Origin of the sequence: Microbacterium sp. NPDC064942, from assembly GCF_049545525.1 — a bacterium.
Classification (GTDB): Bacteria; Actinomycetota; Actinomycetes; order Actinomycetales; family Microbacteriaceae; genus Microbacterium; species Microbacterium gawkjiense.
Genome location: NZ_JBMWDR010000003.1, coordinates 285,321 through 302,997, shown reverse-complemented (window position 1 = coordinate 302,997; position 17,677 = coordinate 285,321). Strand labels below are relative to the sequence as shown.

Sequence of the window (17,677 nt, the reverse complement as noted above, 5' to 3'; positions counted from 1 at the left end):
CGTCGCGTGCGCGAGCGGTGAACGACAGGACGCGCCCCTGGAGCGCGGGCCGCGGCGGCTCCGGGGACGCGATTCGTCGCCCGCCGCGCGCGGGAGCGACCGAACACGTCCCCGGAACGCTCGCCCGTAGCATCGGGGTGTGACGACCGACGCTGTGATCCGCCGTGCCCGCGCCGCCGACGTTCCCGCGCTCGTCGACCTGCGCGCGCAGATGATGCGCGACATGGGTGCGGACACGGGCGACGAGTCCTGGCGAGCGGATGCCGCGGCCTGGTACCGCGCCCGTCTCGCCGAGCCGATGCGATGCGCCGCGATCATCGCCGAGGTCCCCGGCGACGGCGTCGTCGCGTGCGCCGTGGGCACGGTCGACGACCACGCCCCGTCGCCCCGCAACCCGAGCGGACTGCGGGGCGAGATCGCGAACGTCGTGACGTTCCCCGCGTTCCGCCGCTGCGGGCTCGCCCGCACCTGCGTGGAAGCGCTGCTGCAGTGGTTCGACGCCGAGACGGCCGTCCGCGTCGTGCGCCTCGCTGCGACGGCGGACGGCGAGGCGCTCTACCGGCGACTCGGTTTCAGCGAGCCGCGCGACCTGATCCTGGAACGACGGATGCCGCGCTGATCCGAGCAGGACGGGGTGTAGGAACCGCTCAGACATGTCCATGACAGAATCGGATTCCCGAGCAACGCCGTCATGAAATGTCCGCTCCGACAAGTAAGCGTCCCGCGCCGAAGTGTCCGCCCAGGACCACGCGGGTGCACCGGGGACGACCAGGTTCGCGCCTTCGACATTCAGCGTGTCCATCAGCGCGCGTTGAGCGCGACGCCAGCAGCGACCGCTATGCGCCCCTCGAACTGGCGTGGTCGACGCTGCACGCTCGCCGGTCGGTCGGGTCGCCCTAGTTCTCGGGCAACCTAACCGGCTGTAGGCGGCGCCATCCTGACCGATGTGATGAACCCGACACCCATGTGGTTCTCAATGATCTTGAACGCCGGTGTCTCAGCCAGGGTCTGGATACAAGCGTGATGAACGCTGAGAACCGCTTCCTGCAGGTCGTCGTTCGACTCGAGCATTTCGACAGAGATGCCGATCTCTTTCGCCTTCTCCGCCGGGATGTGCCGATCATGGGACAACGTCAGCTCGTGACTCGCCAGCTCACTGACAACTGCGGCTGCCTTTTCCTCCGAGTCGTTCGCTCCAGCAAACATCCCGGTAGCAAGCCATTCGCGGGCCATCTGTTCTGCCCAGACGATGGCCTTCTGGGACTCCCCTATCAGAGTCGGTGGATACTTGGCGAGGATTGGCTGCCACACTGGGATGGCGGACGGATCCTTGCGGATCTCTTCGGCGGCGTTCGTGAACTCCGCCACGAGTGCGTGAGCCGGCATGCCCATGATCTGCGGATCGATTGGGCCCAGGCTCGAATGCTTGCCCATTACAACCGACTTAGCCGAAAGAGCAATGAGGAGTCCGGCCTCCTCCGCGACCCCGCGCTCCGCGCATGGCGCGAAGATCACCGTGATGAGATCAAAGAGCTGCTCCAGCAGCTTCATCGAGAGGCGGACGCGCTCCCTCCTGAGCCCATGACCGAAGGCGAACGCATTCTACTGCGGGCGTTCGAGATGGACGGCGAGCTCGACGATGCCTGAGTACCCGACGTTCGACTTCAATCAGGTCGACTTTGTGACTTCCGACACTCACTCCAACCACGCCCGAATCATTGAGCTCGCCGGCCGACCGTTCGCAAGTGTGCAAGATATGGACGCCGAGTTGATCCGCCGATGGAACGAGACCGTTGCGCCTGACGATGTCGTCCTGCATCTTGGCGATCTGGCTCTCGGGCCGATCGCCGAATCGCTCCCACTGACAGCCCAGCTGCACGGCCGCCGCTTCCTGGTTCCAGGCAACCACGACCGAGTTCCCCCGCGACGCAGACCAACCGCGCCATCGAGAGGTTCACGCCGCTGTACGCGGAATCTGGCTGGACCATCCTCCCCGGGGTCGTGTCCGGCACGCGGGCCGAGAACAGACTGCTCGCCTCGTACTACCCCTACTCCGGAGACACACAGGTCGACGATCGCCACCCCACCCATCGACCCGTCGACCATGGACTCCCGCTACAGCATGGCCACACCCACGATCGCGATGACGGACCCATAGGGCATCAGTTCCACGTCGGGGTCGATGCCTTCGCGTTCGCGCCGATCCCGATGACTCTTGTCGATGCATGGCTCGAAGACCTGCGCCGCGAAGAGGAGGAGATCGCGGCCATCGTGCGCGCACGCTCCGCGACCGGTCCGAGCACACCGCCGTCCGAGGTGGCGGAGCGGCTCGGGATCGACTTGCCCGAGCTGTGATCGGGAACGACACGGAGCGTTGACTACGCTGAAAAGGTCGCCCGCTTGCGACCGCGACAGAAAGAGATCCCGTGAACCAGGCCGTGCACCAGCAGATCGTCAGCTTGATCTGGGGTGTCGCCGACGACGTCCTTCGCGACCTCTACAACCGCGGCAAGTACCGTGACGTGATCCTTCCGATGACGGTGCTGCGTCGTCTCGACGCGGTGCTCGAGCCCACGAAGCAAGCCGTGCTCCAACTCAAGAAGACGTTAGACGACGCAGGCATCGTCAACCAGGAGCAGGCGCTGCGCGACGCGGCCAGCCAGGACTTCTACAACACCAGCGAGTTCCGACTGCGCGACCTCACCACGGCGACCGGGCAGACGAAGCTGAGGCAAAACTTCGAGGCATACCTCGACGGCTTCAGCGAGAACGTGCAGGAGATCATCAACAACTTCGACTTCCGCCATCAGGTGCCCAAGCTCGTCGCTGCGGACGCGCTCGCCCTGCTGATCGAGAAGTTCCTCGACCCGCGCATCGACCTCTCTCCGGCCGGTCTGGACAACCACGGCATGGGCTCGGTGTTCGAGGAACTCGTGCGCCGCTTCAACGAGGCGAACAATGAGGAAGCCGGCGAGCACTGGACGCCACGCGATGTAATCCGCTTGATGACCCGGCTCATGTTCGAACCCATCGCCGACCGCATCCCCGCCGGCACCTACACGCTGTACGACGGCGCGATGGGTACCGGCGGCATGCTCACCGTTGCGCAGGACACGTTGACCCGGATCGCCCGAGGCAAGCGGATCGACACGCACCTGTACGGGCAGGAAATCAACGCCGAGACCTATGCGATCGCGAAAGCGGACTTGATCCTTACCGGCCAGGGCCGCGCCGCGGACAACATTAAGGGCGGCCCAGAGTACTCGACGCTCTCGAACGACGCGTTCGGCCACATGACGTTCGACTTCATGCTCTCCAACCCGCCGTACGGAAAGTCGTGGAAGACCGACCTGGAGCGGATGGGCGGTAAGAAGGGTCTCTCCGACTCTCGCTTCATCGTGGAGCACGACGGCGAACCCGAGTTCAGTCTCGTGACCCGCACGAGCGACGGGCAGATGCTCTTCATGGCGAACCTGCTGGCGAAGATGAAGAACGACACACCGCTGGGATCACGCATCGCCGAAATCCACAACGGATCGAGCCTGTTCACGGGAGATGCCGGGCAAGGCGAGTCGAACGCACGCCGATACCTGATTGAGAACGACTGGCTCGAAGCGATCGTCGCCCTGCCGCTCAAGCTCTTCTACAACACCGGCATCGCCACATACGTGTGGGTCGTCTCCAACCGCAAGGAGGAGCGCCGCAAGGGCAAGGTGCAGCTCATCGACGCGACCGGGTGGTCGGTCCCGCTGCGCAAGAATCTCGGCCAGAAGTCGGTGGAGCTGTCCGAAGCCGATATCGAGCGCGTGCTCGCGGCCTACGATGCCTTTGACGAAGCCGACCCTGCGGTCAGCAAGGTCTTCGACAACCGCGACTTCGGCTACTACAAGATCATCGTGGAACAGCCGCTGCGCGATGCTGATGGCGGCATCGTCCTGGACGGACGCGGCCGCCCGAAGGCCGACCCGGCACTGCGGGATGCCGAGCAAGTCCCGCTGAACGAGCCCGGGAAAGACGACGGTGACGGCATCTACGCATTCATGGCTCGCGAGGTGCTGCCCTACGCCCCGGATGCGTGGGTCGACCGAACGAAGACGAAAATCGGATACGAGATCAGCTTCACCCGTCACTTCTATAAGCCCACGCCGCTGCGCACACTTGACGAGATCCGCGCCGATATCCGAGCTCTGGAGGCGGAAACCGAAGACCTCGTCCGTGAGATCGCGGGGGGAGACGCATGACCACGACCGACCGCACCATCGACGGCGTCGCGAAGACGATCGCCGAGGTGCTGGAGAAGAAGAAGTACTCGATCGACTACTACCAGCGCGAGTACAAGTGGGAGTCGAAGCAACTCGCCGAACTCGTGGCCGACCTGACGGCGAAGTTCCTCGAGCTATACGAGCCCGGCCACGCCCGCCGGGACGTCGCGAAGTACCCCGGCTACTACCTCGGATCGATCATCGTGTCGCAGAAGGGCTCTCAGCCCTTCGTCGTTGACGGCCAGCAGCGCCTCACGAGCCTCACGCTACTGCTCACCTACCTGCGCCGCCTGCAGCAGAATCGGGACGACCAGGTAGGCATTGACGAGCTGATCTATTCCGAGAAGTTCGGCGAGAAGTCCTTCAACCTCGACGTTGAAGACCGCCTCGACTGCATGGACGCCCTGTTCGAACACGGCGAGTACGAGCCGCCGGCGGATGCGCCCGAGTCGGTGCGCACGCTGGTGTCCCGGTACGCGGAACTCGACGATCTCTTCCCCGAGGAGGTGCGTGGTGACGCCCTGCCGTTCTTCATCGACTGGCTGAAGGATCGCGTGCAGCTCGTCCAGATCACCGCCTACAGCGACGACGACGCGTACGCGATCTTCGAGACCATGAACGACCGCGGCCTCAAGCTGACACCCGCGGACATGCTCAAGGGCTACCTGCTTGCGAACATGGAGGAAGGGCGCCAGCGCACGAGGGCAAACGACCTCTGGCGCAAACGCCTGCGCAGGCTGGACGAACGTGCCGAGGATGCGGGTTCCGACTTCCTGAAGACCTGGTTGCGAAGCCAGTACTCCACGAAGATCCGCGAACGGCGCAGGGGGGCGAAGGCGGAGGACTGGGATCGCATCGGCACCGAGTTCCACCGCTGGCTGCGCGGCGCCCACGAGGCGGTCGGCCTGACCACGAGCGAGGCGTTCTACGGCTTCGTCACGCAAGACTTCGAGTTTTACGGCGAACAGTACGCGCGCATCCTCGACGCGGCGTCCGGCCCCGTGGATCCCGCGAGCCGCCTGCGGTTCGTCCGCTACAACGCTGACCTGGGCTTCACGCTGCAGAACCAGCTCCTGCTCGCCCCGCTCGCGGTCGGTGATGTCTCGGAAACGATCGACCGCAAGCTCGAACTGGTCGGACGGTTCACCGACATCCTCGTCGCCCGGCGCATCTGGAACAACAAGTCGATCGCCTACTCGACGATGTCGTATGCGATGTTCCTCGTGATGAAGGACATCCGAGGGCTCGGCGTCGCGGACCTCGCCGTGGCGCTGCGCGAGACCCTGCGAAAGCTGGACGAGACGTTCGAAGTGGACGGACCCTCCGTGCACCAGCAGAACCGGCGCCACCTGCACCACCTGCTCGCCCGGATGACAGACCACATCACGGTGGCGTCGGGCCAGGCATCGAACTATCTCGAGCTCAGCGGCGGGGCCAAGGTGAAGTACGAGGTCGAGCACGTCTGGGCCGACCACTTCGACCGGCACACCGGCGAGTTCGCACACGAGGCCGACTTCGCCCGCCACCGCAACCGTATCGGCGACCTGCTGCTGCTCCCCAAGCAGTTCAACGCCAGCTACAACGACGACACCTACACACAGAAGCTGCCGCACTACTTCGGCCAGAACCTCCTGGCCGCGAGCCTGAACGAGTTGAGCTACACCCGGAACCCCGGCTTTCGCGGGTTCGTCCAGGCGAGCGGCCTGCCGTTCCGCGCCTACGACGAGTTCACGGCCGAGGCGATCGTGGAGCGCGGCGCGCTCTACCGTAACCTCGCGAGGCTGGTGTGGAACCCGGACGACCTCCTCGCCGTCGCCAAGGGCGCGGCGTAGTGCTCGGCGACCTTCCGGCCTATGAGGCCCGCGCTGCGACCGGCCACCCGGCGCTGACGGAGGCTCCCGCCCACTGGCGCGTGGCGCCGATGCGTTCGCTGATCCGGCCACGATCCGAGCGCAACCGCGCGGACCTTCCGCTCCTGACTGTGGCTCGCGAGCGGGGCGTCTTCGTGCGCCACGAGGACGACGGCAATCACAATGTGATTCCCGAGGATCTCTCAAACTACAAGTTCGCGCGCCAGGGTGACCTTGTCATCAACAAAATGAAGGCGTGGCAAGGATCACTCGGGCTCGCGCCGGTCGACGGGATCGTGAGCCCTGCTTACTTTGTCTTCGATTTCAGCATCGACAATCGGGCGTTCGGCCAGTATTTGCTCCGCAGCAAGCCTTATGTGGGTCTCATGGCGGCCGCATCGGACGGCGTGCGGATCGGGCAGTGGGATCTCGTGACGGATCGCTTCCGAGCCCTCCCGGTGCTAATCCCGCCCACGGAGGAGCAGGCGGCCATCGTGACGTACCTCGGGCACGCCCACGCCCGCATCGACCGCGTCATCGCCGCCAAGCGCGACCTCATCGCACTCCTAGGGGAGCAGAAGCGCGCAGTCGCTCACGAAGTCCTCCGCGAGAGCGATGGCGGTTCCCGCGCTCTGAAGCACGTCCTGCGCCAACTCATTGATTGTGAGCACAAGACGGCTCCAAGAGCTGAAGGCGACTATTGGATTCTCCGGACCTCTGCTATCCGAGCGGGTGATATCAACTGGAATGGGGCTTACACCACGGATGCCGCCTCGTACGGCGAGTGGACTTCGCGCGGCAAGCCCGAAGCCGGCGATGTCATATTCACCCGCGAGGCGCCGGTCGGGGAGGCTGCCGTCATCCCCGAGGGCAGACATACAGCACTCGGCCAGCGCACGGTTCTCATGAAGCTGCGGCGCGACCTGATGGATCCCTCCTTCCTCGTGCATCAGATCTACAGCGGGGTACCCCGCCACCGCATCACACTCGCCACCCAGGGCTCAACCGTCGGGCATTTCAACATGGACGACATCGGGTGGATGCGTGTCGTCGTCCCTCCCTTGGCCGCACAACGCGAAATGGTTGCCCGAGTTTCCGCGGTTACTTCTGCTTCAGATGAGGCGATCGCTCGCGCCCGAAGTGAGATCGAGCTCCTTCGCGAGTTCCGCACCCGACTCACCGCCGACATCGTGACGGGGCAGGTCGACGTGCGCTCGGCCGCGGCGACACTGCCTCCACTCGATTCGCACGATGTGCCGTTGGACGTCGAGAATGGCGACGAAGATGAGGCCGATGATGCCCTCGATCCAGTCGAAGACGCGTGACATCCGCGGTGGCACCGTTGCCCGGTTCAGTGTTACGCTTTAGGTAACATATCCAAATGGAGATCGGCTATGCGACGCGCGACCTCGAGCGCCTTTGCACCGACGAACGTCGGATGCAGAAGCATCTCGGGGCACAGGTCGCGAAAACCCTCAAGCTCCGCATCGCCGAACTGCGCTATGTGCAGGAGATGAAAGATCTGCTGCTGGGCACAGGGAAGTGGGAGGAGCTGAAGGCTGACCGTGCGGGTCAGTGGTCGGCCCGACTCACCGCGAATTGGCGGCTGATCGTGGAGCCCGCGAACGACGGCATCACCGTCACCATCATCGAGATCATCGACTACCACTGAGAAATCACGAAGACGACGGAACCAAGAACCCGAAACGAGAAGACCATGTCCGCCACCCCGAACTACGTCGTCTCCACGGGCGACTACATCGCCGAGTGGATGGAAGACGAGGGAATCAACCAGGCCGAGCTCTCGCGGCGGTTGGGTACTTCGCGCAAGCATGTCAGCGAGCTGCTCAGCGGGAAGGCCCCGCTTTCGCACGAGGTCGCGCTCGACTTGGAGCGTGTCACTGGCGTGCCCGCCCGCGTTTGGAACCTCTACGAGAGCGGGTACCGCGGCGACCTCGCCCGCCGCGCCGAGGATGAAGAACTGGCCGCGCAGTACGAGAGAGCGGCCACGTTCCCGATCGCGTATCTCCGGAAGTTCAAGCTCCTCACGGCACCGGCTGCCGACCGCGCGGGCACTGTAAGGCAGTTGCTCGGCATCCTCGGCGTCGCCAGCTTCGACGCGTTCGAGGCAACGTGGCGTGAAGGCAGCGTCGCTTATCGGCGTTCAGCAGTCAGTCGTGACGACCTGCCTGCGGTCGCCACCTGGTTGTCCCTTGCCGAGCGTCACGCCGACGGCTTGGGTGAACTTCCCGACTTCGATCGGGGACGGCTCACCTCGCTCATCGACGACTTGCGCGCCCTCACCGCTACTGAACCGGAGACAGCCATTCCACAATCGGTTGCCCTGCTCCGATCGGTCGGCGTGGTGCTGTGCTTCGTCCCCGCAGTCCCAGGCCTCGGTCTCTACGGAGCAACTCGGTGGATCGCTGGTCACCCTGTGATCCAGCTATCGCTCCTACGGAAGACTGACGACCAGTTCTGGTTCACGTTGTTCCATGAACTTGCACACGTCCTCCTGCACGGTGAGAAGGAGCTTTACCTGAACGGCAACGGCGGCTCTGCGGAAGACGAGGCCGACCGCTGGGCCTCAGACACTCTCATCCCACCTGACATCGCCGCGCGGCTCCCCCGCGATCGAAATCTCAGCGCGGTCGGCGCAATGGCCGCCGAGCTCGGCATCGCGCCCAGCATCGTGCTCGGACGCATCCAGCGCGAGACTAGGGACTATGCCTGGGGCCACGCGCTGAAGCGCAAGTTCGAGTTCGCGGCCTGAGCGGAGGAGCGGAGTGGTCACCTACCTGAACGAGGCGAGCCTCGAATCGCTCATCGTCGAGCAGCTCGTCGGATTGGGTGGCAGTCCCGCATGGCATGAGGGTGACCCGAAGACGTTCGACGCCGCGTTCGGTCTGGATCGCGGCGAGCTGACCGCATTCCTTGAAGCGACGCAGCCTGAGACCGCCCAGCTGCTCGATATCGGCTCCGGTGGGCCGACGGCGCAGAAGTTCCTCGCCCGGCTAGAAGGTGAGATCACCAAGCGCGGCATTGTCGACGTGCTCCGGCGCGGCGTCGACCACTTGCAGCACCACGTCGACCTGTACTACCCGGCGCCCTCTCGCGGTAACGCGAAGGCTGCGGATCAGCACTCGGCGAACCGGCTGCAGATCACCCGGCAAGTGCACTACAGCGTGCGCACCCCGGGCACATCGATCGACCTCGTCGCGCTTCTCAACGGCCTGCCGATTGTCACCTTCGAGCTGAAGAACCTCATCACCGGGCAGAGCGTCGAAGACGCGGTCGCGCAGTACAAAGCGCACCGCGATCCGTCCGAGCTTCTGTTCCGGCCGGGCAGGGCAATCGTGCACTTCGCCGTCGATGACCGCAGCGTGCGATTCTGCACCGAGTTGAAGGGCAACGCCTCCTGGTTCTTGCCCTTCGACCTAGGCCACGACGACGGGGCAGGTAACCCGCCCAACCCTCACGGCGTCGCCACCGACTACCTGTGGCGTCGTGTGCTCGCCCCGGGGTCCCTCGCCGACATCATCGAGCACTACGCGCACGTCGTCGCCGTCGAGAGCAAGAAGACGAGGAAGAAGTCGCGGTTGGCGGTCTTCCCCCGCTACCACCAGCTCGACGTCGTCCGCGCCTTGCTCGCCGACGTGCGCGCGCGTGGCGCCGGCGCTCGTTACCTCATCCAGCACTCTGCCGGTTCGGGCAAGTCCAACTCGATCGCGTGGCTTACACACCAGCTCATCAGCGTCGAGCACAGCGGGACAGCGGCGTTCGACACGATCATCGTCGTCACCGACCGCATCATCCTCGACCGCCAGATCCACGACACCATCAAGGGCTTCACGCAGATTGCCAGTACCGTCGTGCACGCCGACTCGTCAGCCGACCTGCGCGCCGCGATCGAGGCAGGCAAGAAGATCATCGTCACCACCGCGCAAAAGTTCCCCTACATCGTCGCCGGTCTCGGCACACAGCATCGGGATCGCACGTACGGCATCGTGGTAGATGAGGCTCACTCCAGTCAGGGCGGCAGCGTCTCGGCCGCACTGGCCGCCTCACTCTCCGCGCACGGCGTGGCGGCAGCCCAGGCAGACGAGGATTCGGAGGACGTACTTGTCCGCCTCATGGCCGCGAAGAAGCTGCTGCCGAACGCATCCTATTTCGCGTTCACGGCGACGCCGAAGAACAAGACCCTGGAGACCTTTGGCGTCCCTTACGTCGTGGACGGCCTCACCAAACGGCGCCCCTTCCACAGCTACACGATGAAGCAGGCCATCCAGGAGGGATTCATCCTCGATGTCCTCTCCAACTATGTCGCTGTCGACGCCTACTACAAGCTCGTCAAGGTCGTCGAGGACGACCCCGAGTTCGACGCTCGTCGTGCGAACAAGAAGCTTCGGGCGTTCGTCGAGGGCCAGCGCGACGCCATCCGGCAGAAGGCCGAGGTAATGGCCGACCACTTCCACGAGCAGGTCTGGGCAAAGAAGAAGATCGGCGGCAAAGCGCGCGCAATGATCGTGACCTCCTCGATCGACCGCGCGATCGCGTACTACGAGGAACTGTCCGCCTACCTCAAGGAGAACCGCCGTCCGTACCAGGCGATCGTCGCGTTCAGCGACATAGAACGCGACGGCGCAAAGATCACCGAAGCGCAATATAACGGCTTCCCCAGCGCCGAGATCCCCGACCGCATCCAGGATGACCCTTACCGGATTCTGGTGGTCGCAGACAAGTTTCAGACCGGCTACGACGAGCCGCTTCTGCACACGATGTACGTCGACAAGGTGCTCTCGGGAGTCAAAGCGGTGCAGACCCTCTCCCGGCTGAACCGGGCACATCCGCAAAAGAACGACGTGTGCGTGCTCGACTTCGCTGGTGACGCCGACGCGATCCGCGCCGCCTTCGAGCCCTATTACCGCACGACGCTACTCGCCGAGGAGACCGATCCGAATCGGCTCCACGATCTCGCGGCGCTCATCATGGACTCCGCGATCGTCGTCCAAGAGATCATCGACGAGTTCGTGGGGCTTTACCTCAACGCAGCTCGGCGCGATGTACTCGACCCGCTGCTCGACGCCTGCGCTGCCGAGTACATCGAACGTGAGATCGATGACCAGATCCAGTTCAAGTCGGCGGCGAAGTCGTTCGTCCGCGCCTACGGCTTCCTCTCGGCGATCCTGCCGTACTCCAACGTGGCGTGGGAGAAGCTCGCGATCTTCCTCGGATACCTCATTCCGAAGCTCCCGACCCCACCCGAAGTGGATTTCGCGGCAGGCATCATCGAGAGCATCGACCTCGATTCGTTCCGCGTGGAGAAGACACGGGCGATGTCGATCGCACTGGCCGACGAAGATGCCGAGGTGCAGCCGGTCCCGGGCGCTGGCGCGACCGGACATCGCGACCCAGCTCTGGAGCGGCTGAGTGAGATCGTCAAGTCGTTCAACGCTCTGTTCGGCAACATCGACTGGCAAGACGCTGAGCGCATACGCCACCGCATCACCGAAGAAGTTCCGGCGAAGGTCGCCGAAGACCCTACCTACCAGACCGCCGCCGCGAACAATGACAAAGCCAACGCGAAGATCGCGATGGTCGATGCGCTTGGCCGCGTGATGCTCAGCCTGGTCCGCGACGAGACTCAGCTCTTCAAGGAGTACTCGGACAACGCTGACTTCAAGAAGTGGCTTGAGGATGCAGTGTTTCGGGCCACGTACAAGAAGAGTGCGTAACAAGAAAGCACCACCGGTAGCTCGACGGCAAGGGTGTCCTTCGGTCCGACGCGTACACGAGTCTCAGCTCTGATCCCATGCTTCGACGAGGTACCAAGTCGCGTCCGGCAAACTCGAGATCGCCTCAATGTCAGCGGTCGCGAAGTTGGATTTGATCTCCTCCCCGCGGGCGTGAAAGAGGTACGGGTAGCCGCCATCGTGGAGCAGTTCCACCCGCCCGTCCTTAGAGGCACTCAACAGCTTGTCCACCCAGGTCCGATAGGGAATGTACGCAACGCGGCGCGACAGGAGCGTGCCGAGGTATCTCGTCCGCTCCTCATAAGCAATCTCGCGGATACGACGTAGGTCGTCCCCACTCACCCCGGAGCGGACCTCGTGCACGTGCGCGTCATACCCGAGCATCAGTCGATCTCCTCGCTCCTCAGTCCAAACGTATCTGGCTGGGTGCGACCGGGGCGGGACGGACCGAGATGTCCATATGGACACACGGTGGACATTTCGCCTGCGAAATGGACAACTTCAAGAAAAACCTACACGGGGGACGACCCGGCCCTCAGTCCATCCCGACGGCCATGTCGGTGAAGCGCGAGAAGTGTCCCTGGAAGGCGACGACGACGGTGTCGGTCGGGCCGTTACGGTGCTTCGCGACGATGAGGTCGGCTTCGCCGGCGCGGGGGCTGTCCTTCTCGTAGGCGGCCTCGCGGTGCAGGAGGATCACCATGTCGGCATCCTGCTCGATCGAGCCGGACTCACGCAGGTCGCTGATCGCGGGCTTCTTGTCGGCACGCTGCTCGGGACCACGGTTCAGCTGCGACAGGGCGATGACCGGGACCTGCAGCTCCTTCGCGAGGAGCTTGAGCGCACGCGAGAACTCCGAGACCTCCTGCTGACGCGACTCGACGCGCTTACCGCTCGTCATGAGCTGCAGGTAGTCGATGACGACCATCTCGAGCCCGACGCGCTGCTTGAGCTTGCGGCACTTCGCGCGGATCTCGACGAGCGTCATGTTCGGGCTGTCGTCGATGTAGAGGGGCGCGTCGTTGATGCGGCCGCGGGTCGAGGCGATCGTCGTCCAGTCGCGGCTGTCGAGCATGCCCTTGCGCATGCTCTGCAGCGGCACCGAGCCCTCGGCGCTCATGAGGCGCATCGCGATCTCGCTGCGCCCCATCTCGAGCGAGAAGAACACGGTCGGGCGGTTGTGCTTGATGGCGGCGGCGCGGGCGAAGTCGAGCGCGAGCGTCGACTTACCCATTGCGGGACGCGCCGCGACGACGATCATCTGACCGCCGTGCAGACCGTTGGTGAGCTGGTCGAGCCCGGCGAACCCGGTCGGGATGCCGGTCATCTGACCGTCGCGACCGCGAGCGGCCTCAATCTCCTCGACGGCGGCGTCGACAGCGACCTGCAGGGGGACGTAGTCCTCGGACTGCTCGGCACCGGTGACCGAGTAGATCTCGGCCTGGGCGTTGTTGACGAGGTCGAGCGCCTCGCCCTGCCCGTTGTAGCCCATCTGCACGATGCGGGTGCCGGCCTCGACGAGGCGACGCAGCAGCGCCCGCTCGCGGACGATCGACGCGTAGTAGGCGGCGTTGGCCGCCGTCGGGACGATGGACGTCAGCGAGTGCAGGTAGTCCGCCCCGCCGGCACGCTGCAGATCGCCTGTTTTGATGAGCTCGTCGGTGACCGCGACGACGTCGGTCGGCTCGCCGTGCGAGTAGAGGGAGAGGACGGCCTCGAAGATCAGCTCGTGCTTCGGGACGTAGAAGTCGGTTCCGCGGAGCGCCTCGATGACGTCGGCGACCGCATCACCCGAGAGCAGCATTCCGCCGAGGGTGCTCTGCTCCGCGAGCATGTCGTGCGGCGGAGTCCGCTCGGGGCCGCGGGAGCCGCCGATTCGGTCGTCCGACAGATCCGCGATCGACATCCATGCCCCTCTTCCGGGCCCGCTGGAAGGCCCTCGCACACGCTAGGGAGGGGCTCCGACACACGCAAACCAGCCTGTGGATAACTGTGTGGAGAACATGCGGGAAACGCCGACCACCCTGTGCAGAGTGCCTGTGGAAAACCTGCGGAAACACATCGTTCCACACCGCCGAATGTCCCTTTGATCTGGGCTTATGCTTCCCACAGGCTGTGGATGGATAACCGACCTCAAGTGGCGCTTGAAGGTTCAGCGTTATCCCCACCCCATGTGCAGTATCGCCCGTTTGTCAAATGAGAAAGTCGGGCCTTCCCGGCGGTCTTCCCGAACCCTCGGAACCTCTTGCCAAGCTCATAGGAACGGCGTACTTTATGGGGTCCAGGCACCCCGCAGACGCGGCCATCTCGGCATGCGTCCCGACGTTTCCATCGTGGAGGTGACCTGTGCACACGACGCTACGCGCGTTCACCCGCCTCGGTCTCCTCTGTGCGATCGGGCTCGGGATCGCCGTGGTCTGGACCGCGATCGTCACCGTCCTGGTCGCATCGGATGCCCGCGCGTCCGACCGCACGGACGAGGGACTCCTCAGCGGGGTGACCAAGATCGTCGAAGACGTCACCGAGCCTGTCGTCGACAAGGTGGTGACCCCCGTCACGCAGAAGGTCGCGAAGCCCGTGACCGAGAAGGCGGTCAAGCCGACCGCCGAAAAGGTCGTCGCGCCGGTCGTGGAGAAGGTCATCAAGCCCGTCACCGACAAGGTCGTCAAGCCGGTCGCCGACAAGGTCGTCAAGCCGGTCGCCGACAAGGTCGTCAAGCCGGTCGCCGACAAGGTCATCACCCCCGTCACGGACGAGGTCGTCGAGGCCGTCGTCCCGCCCATCGTCGACGCGGTCAGCCCGGTGACCGACCCCGTCGTCGACGCCGTCTCGCCCGTGATCCCGCCGATCGTCGAGGTCGTCTCGCCCGTGGTGGATGCCGTGACACCCGACATCGAGCTTCCGAGCCTCCCCGTCGACGTGCCCTCCACGGGACCTGTGCCGGGCCTTCCGGTTCCGACCGCGCCCACCGTGCCCGTCGTCGAGCCGGTCGTGTCGATGCCGGTCGTCGACGCTCCCACCGGTGCGCTGGTGAACCTGCCCGCGACCGCTCCGACGGAGGCGTCGTCGGGCACCCCGACGCAGGTCGCCCAGCTCTTCTCCCGCGCCGTCACGCAGGCTCCCGCCGACTCCGGCGCGGCTGTCGCGGCGCCGCATCCGCTCGATCTCGCAGGCCCCCCTGCGCCCGCGCCCTCGGCGCCGCTGAGCGAGTCGGGTTCTCTGTCTTCCGCATCCTCCGGAGGGGTAGCCGGGCTGTTCGCCCTGCTCCCGCTCGGGTTCCCCGTCGCGCACCGTGCCTGGGCACGACGGGGTCGCCCGACCGACGAGCAGGGCCTTCCCGCGCCCTTCTTCGACACCGCCGTCTCTCCCGACTGACGGGGATCGCGCCGCGCCTTCTCGCGGCATGCATCCGCACGCGCTGCGTGCCGGCGCTCCAGCGCCGATTCCCTGTCGATTTTTGAGGAGAGATGAAATGAACTCCACGTTGTCGCGTGTCCTGCTGGGCACGCTCGTGGCCGGGGGCATCACGCTCTTCGGCGCGGCGGCCGCACAGGCCGCAGAACCGACGACGTCCGGCGAGGAGGGGCTGCTTTCGGGCACCCAGGCCCTGCTGAACGTCGACATCCCGATCACCGTCGGCGACACCGCCGTCTCGGTGATCGGGGACTCGTCCAGCTCGTCCGACGACGAGGCCGAGCCGGCTCAGCCGCGCGAGACCTCGTCCGGGTCCACGAGTGGCGCCGGCGGCGCCGCCTCGGGGTCGCAGGCGCTGGTCGACGTCAACGTCCCGATCACGGTGAAGGACACCGCGGTCTCGGTCGTCGGCGACAGCAACACCGAGTCGACGGATGCCGCGCCGGCACCCGCACCCGCCGAGCCGGCCGAGGCCCCGTCCACCGACGGAACCGACGGCGTCGGCTCGGGCACCCAGGTCGTCGCCCCCATCACGGTCCCCGTGACCGTGGACGACACCGCGGTCTCGGTCATCGGCGACAGCAACACCGAGTCGACGGATGCCGCGCCCCCGGCCGCCCCGGCGCCGAGCGGTTCGACCGCAGCGCCGACCACGGGTGGTTCGGACGGCATCCTCTCGGGCTCGCAGGTGGTCGCGCCGATCACCGTGCCGGTCACCATCGGCGACACCGCGGTCTCGGTCATCGGCGACAGCACGAGTGACAGCACCGACGTCGCCGCGCCCACCGCACCGGCCACCGGAACCACCGGCGCGCCTTCGACCGACGGCACCGACGGCATCGGCTCCAGCACGCAGGTCGTGGCCCCCATCACGGTCCCCGTGACCGTGGACGACGCCGCGGTCTCGGTCATCGGTGACAGCACGAGCGAGGGTACGGATGCCGCGGCCCCCGCAGCGCCCGCACCCGGCACGACCGGCGGCCCGTCCACGGACGGCACCGACGGTGTCGGCTCAGGCACGCAGGTGGTCGCCCCGATCGGCATCCCGGTGACGGTCGACGACACCGCGGTGTCGGTAATCGGCGACAGCTCGGTGATCGGCGGCGGCTCCGCCGGGACGCCGGGAACCGGCACGTCGACGGGCCCCGTCACCTCCGGTGAGGGCGGTGTCGGAAGCGGTACGCAGGTCGTGCTGCCCATCGGCATCCCGATCACCATCGGTGACACCGCCGTCTCGGTCATCGGCGACAGCGAGGTGACCGACCCCGGCACCCCGACGGATCCGACCGACCCCACGGACCCCACGGACCCGGTCGACCCCACGGACCCGACGGATCCCACGGAGCCGGTCGACCCCACGGACCCCACGGACCCGACCACCCCGGTCGACCCGACGGACCCGACCACCCCGGTCGACCCGACGGACCCGACGGACCCGACCACCCCGGTCGACCCCACGGACCCGACCGACCCCACCACGCCGGTGAACCCGACGGACCCGACCACGCCGGTCGAGCCCACGGTCCCCGGTGACGGCACGGACGGTCAGATCCCCGGCGGCAGCCTCGCCCCGATGGTCCCCCGGGCCAGCGGTGGCGAGACGCCGCAGGCGCTGGCTCAGACGGGAGGCGTCGCGACCCCGTGGCTGCCTCTGGCCGCGATCACCCTGATCGCCGGCGGTGCGCTGCTCACGCGGCGTCGCCGCACTGTCTGACCGACTCCCCCAGAAGGACGGATGCCCCGGGCCCCCACCCGCGGCATCCGTCCACCCCCTCGCGGATGCAATGGATCCTGCGTGACACGCCGGGTCCCCACCCCCTACACCGGCGTGTCGGCCGAGATCCATTGCATCCGCGAACACATCGCACGGCCCCCGGAAACGACGGATGCCGCGGTCCCGACCCGTGAGGGAAGGGACCGCGGCATCCGAACCGCGCGCCAGGATTACTTGGCGGCGACCACCTGCAGGGTGATCACGGCGGTGAGCTCGTCGCCGAGGCGAACGGTCGCCTCGTGCTCGCCCACGGCCTTGATCGGCGAGGTGATGTGGATCTTGCGCTTGTCGAGGTCGCCCAGACCGGCGGCCTTGACGGCGTCGGCCACGTCGGCGGTCTTGACCGAACCGAACAGGCGGCCCTCAGCGCCGGCCTTGACGGTCAGCTTGACCGTGTTCGACTCGAGCGTGTTCTTGAGCGCCACGGCCTCTTCGTGGTCGTGGATCGCGCGGGACTCGCGAGCGGCGCGGATCGACGCCACCTGCTTCTCGCCACCGCGGGTCCAGGCCACAGCGAAGCCCTGGGGGATGAGGTAGTTGCGGGCGTACCCGTTCTTGACCTCGATGACGTCGCCGGCGCTACCGAGCCCGGCGACCTCGTTCGTGAGAATCAGCTTTGCCATG

At 65.9% G+C, this 17,677-nt stretch carries 14 protein-coding genes and 1 pseudogene; 11 read left to right on the top strand and 4 right to left on the bottom strand.

All coding sequences use genetic code 11. From position 1 onward, the window contains the following. Window positions 1–139 precede the first annotated feature (139 nt). Window positions 140–619 (top strand): GNAT family N-acetyltransferase, encoded by a 480-nt coding sequence (locus ACPEH2_RS07835; RefSeq protein WP_359918483.1) that lies wholly within the window; start codon window positions 140–142, stop codon window positions 617–619. A gap of 293 nt (window positions 620–912) precedes the next feature. Here the strand turns inward: ACPEH2_RS07835 and ACPEH2_RS07830 are convergent, their stop codons facing one another. Further along, window positions 913–1,551 (bottom strand): SDH family Clp fold serine proteinase, encoded by a 639-nt coding sequence (locus tag ACPEH2_RS07830; protein WP_359918482.1) that lies wholly within the window; start codon window positions 1,549–1,551, stop codon window positions 913–915. Between the two features lie 88 nt (window positions 1,552–1,639). On the opposite strand from ACPEH2_RS07830, the pseudogene ACPEH2_RS07825 reads away from it, so the two are divergent. The 8 genes and pseudogenes from ACPEH2_RS07825 to ACPEH2_RS07790 form a co-directional block, all read left to right on the top strand. Beyond that, window positions 1,640–1,912: pseudogene (locus tag ACPEH2_RS07825) on the top strand (metallophosphoesterase); the annotation flags it as partial. Between the two features lie 89 nt (window positions 1,913–2,001). After that, window positions 2,002–2,355, top strand: coding sequence for a hypothetical protein (locus ACPEH2_RS07820; protein ID WP_359918640.1), 354 nt, complete (start codon window positions 2,002–2,004; stop codon window positions 2,353–2,355). A gap of 71 nt (window positions 2,356–2,426) precedes the next feature. Continuing rightward, complete coding sequence (locus ACPEH2_RS07815) at window positions 2,427–4,241, top strand: type I restriction-modification system subunit M (protein WP_359918480.1); 1,815 nt, start codon at window positions 2,427–2,429, stop codon at window positions 4,239–4,241. After that, the gene (locus ACPEH2_RS07810) at window positions 4,238–6,094 is read left to right on the top strand and encodes a DUF262 domain-containing protein (protein ID WP_359918479.1); all 1,857 of its coding nucleotides are present in this window, start codon (window positions 4,238–4,240) and stop codon (window positions 6,092–6,094) included. The genes ACPEH2_RS07815 and ACPEH2_RS07810 overlap by 4 nt, the downstream gene beginning before the upstream one ends. 89 nt (window positions 6,095–6,183) lie before the next feature. Beyond that, window positions 6,184–7,437, top strand: a complete 1,254-nt coding sequence (locus ACPEH2_RS07805) for a hypothetical protein (protein ID WP_359918477.1) — start codon at window positions 6,184–6,186, stop codon at window positions 7,435–7,437. Between the two features lie 56 nt (window positions 7,438–7,493). Beyond that, window positions 7,494–7,784, top strand: a complete 291-nt coding sequence (locus ACPEH2_RS07800) for a type II toxin-antitoxin system RelE/ParE family toxin (protein WP_359918475.1) — start codon at window positions 7,494–7,496, stop codon at window positions 7,782–7,784. 45 nt (window positions 7,785–7,829) lie between these two features. Next, the gene (locus ACPEH2_RS07795; protein ID WP_359918473.1) at window positions 7,830–8,885 is read left to right on the top strand and encodes an ImmA/IrrE family metallo-endopeptidase; all 1,056 of its coding nucleotides are present in this window, start codon (window positions 7,830–7,832) and stop codon (window positions 8,883–8,885) included. A gap of 13 nt (window positions 8,886–8,898) precedes the next feature. Then, window positions 8,899–11,847 carry a type I restriction endonuclease subunit R gene (locus tag ACPEH2_RS07790; RefSeq protein WP_359918471.1) on the top strand — a complete coding sequence of 983 codons (2,949 nt, stop codon included), beginning with the start codon at window positions 8,899–8,901 and terminating at the stop codon, window positions 11,845–11,847. Window positions 11,848–11,910: 63 nt separating this feature from the next. On the opposite strand, the gene ACPEH2_RS07785 is transcribed toward ACPEH2_RS07790, so the two are convergent. Then, window positions 11,911–12,249, bottom strand: coding sequence for a hypothetical protein (locus ACPEH2_RS07785; protein WP_359918469.1), 339 nt, complete (start codon window positions 12,247–12,249; stop codon window positions 11,911–11,913). Between the two features lie 151 nt (window positions 12,250–12,400). Further along, window positions 12,401–13,771 carry a replicative DNA helicase gene (dnaB, locus tag ACPEH2_RS07780; RefSeq protein ID WP_064002773.1) on the bottom strand — a complete coding sequence of 457 codons (1,371 nt, stop codon included), beginning with the start codon at window positions 13,769–13,771 and terminating at the stop codon, window positions 12,401–12,403. 440 nt (window positions 13,772–14,211) lie between these two features. On the opposite strand from dnaB, the gene ACPEH2_RS07775 reads away from it, so the two are divergent. Next, a complete protein-coding gene (locus ACPEH2_RS07775) occupies window positions 14,212–15,240 on the top strand; it encodes a hypothetical protein (protein WP_359918467.1) in 1,029 nt (342 codons plus the stop codon). 97 nt (window positions 15,241–15,337) lie between these two features. Next, window positions 15,338–16,993, top strand: a complete 1,656-nt coding sequence (locus ACPEH2_RS07770; protein ID WP_359918466.1) for a chaplin family protein — start codon at window positions 15,338–15,340, stop codon at window positions 16,991–16,993. Between the two features lie 230 nt (window positions 16,994–17,223). On the opposite strand, the gene rplI is transcribed toward ACPEH2_RS07770, so the two are convergent. Further along, window positions 17,224–17,676 carry a 50S ribosomal protein L9 gene (gene rplI, locus ACPEH2_RS07765; RefSeq protein ID WP_064002775.1) on the bottom strand — a complete coding sequence of 151 codons (453 nt, stop codon included), beginning with the start codon at window positions 17,674–17,676 and terminating at the stop codon, window positions 17,224–17,226. Window position 17,677 lies beyond the last annotated feature (1 nt).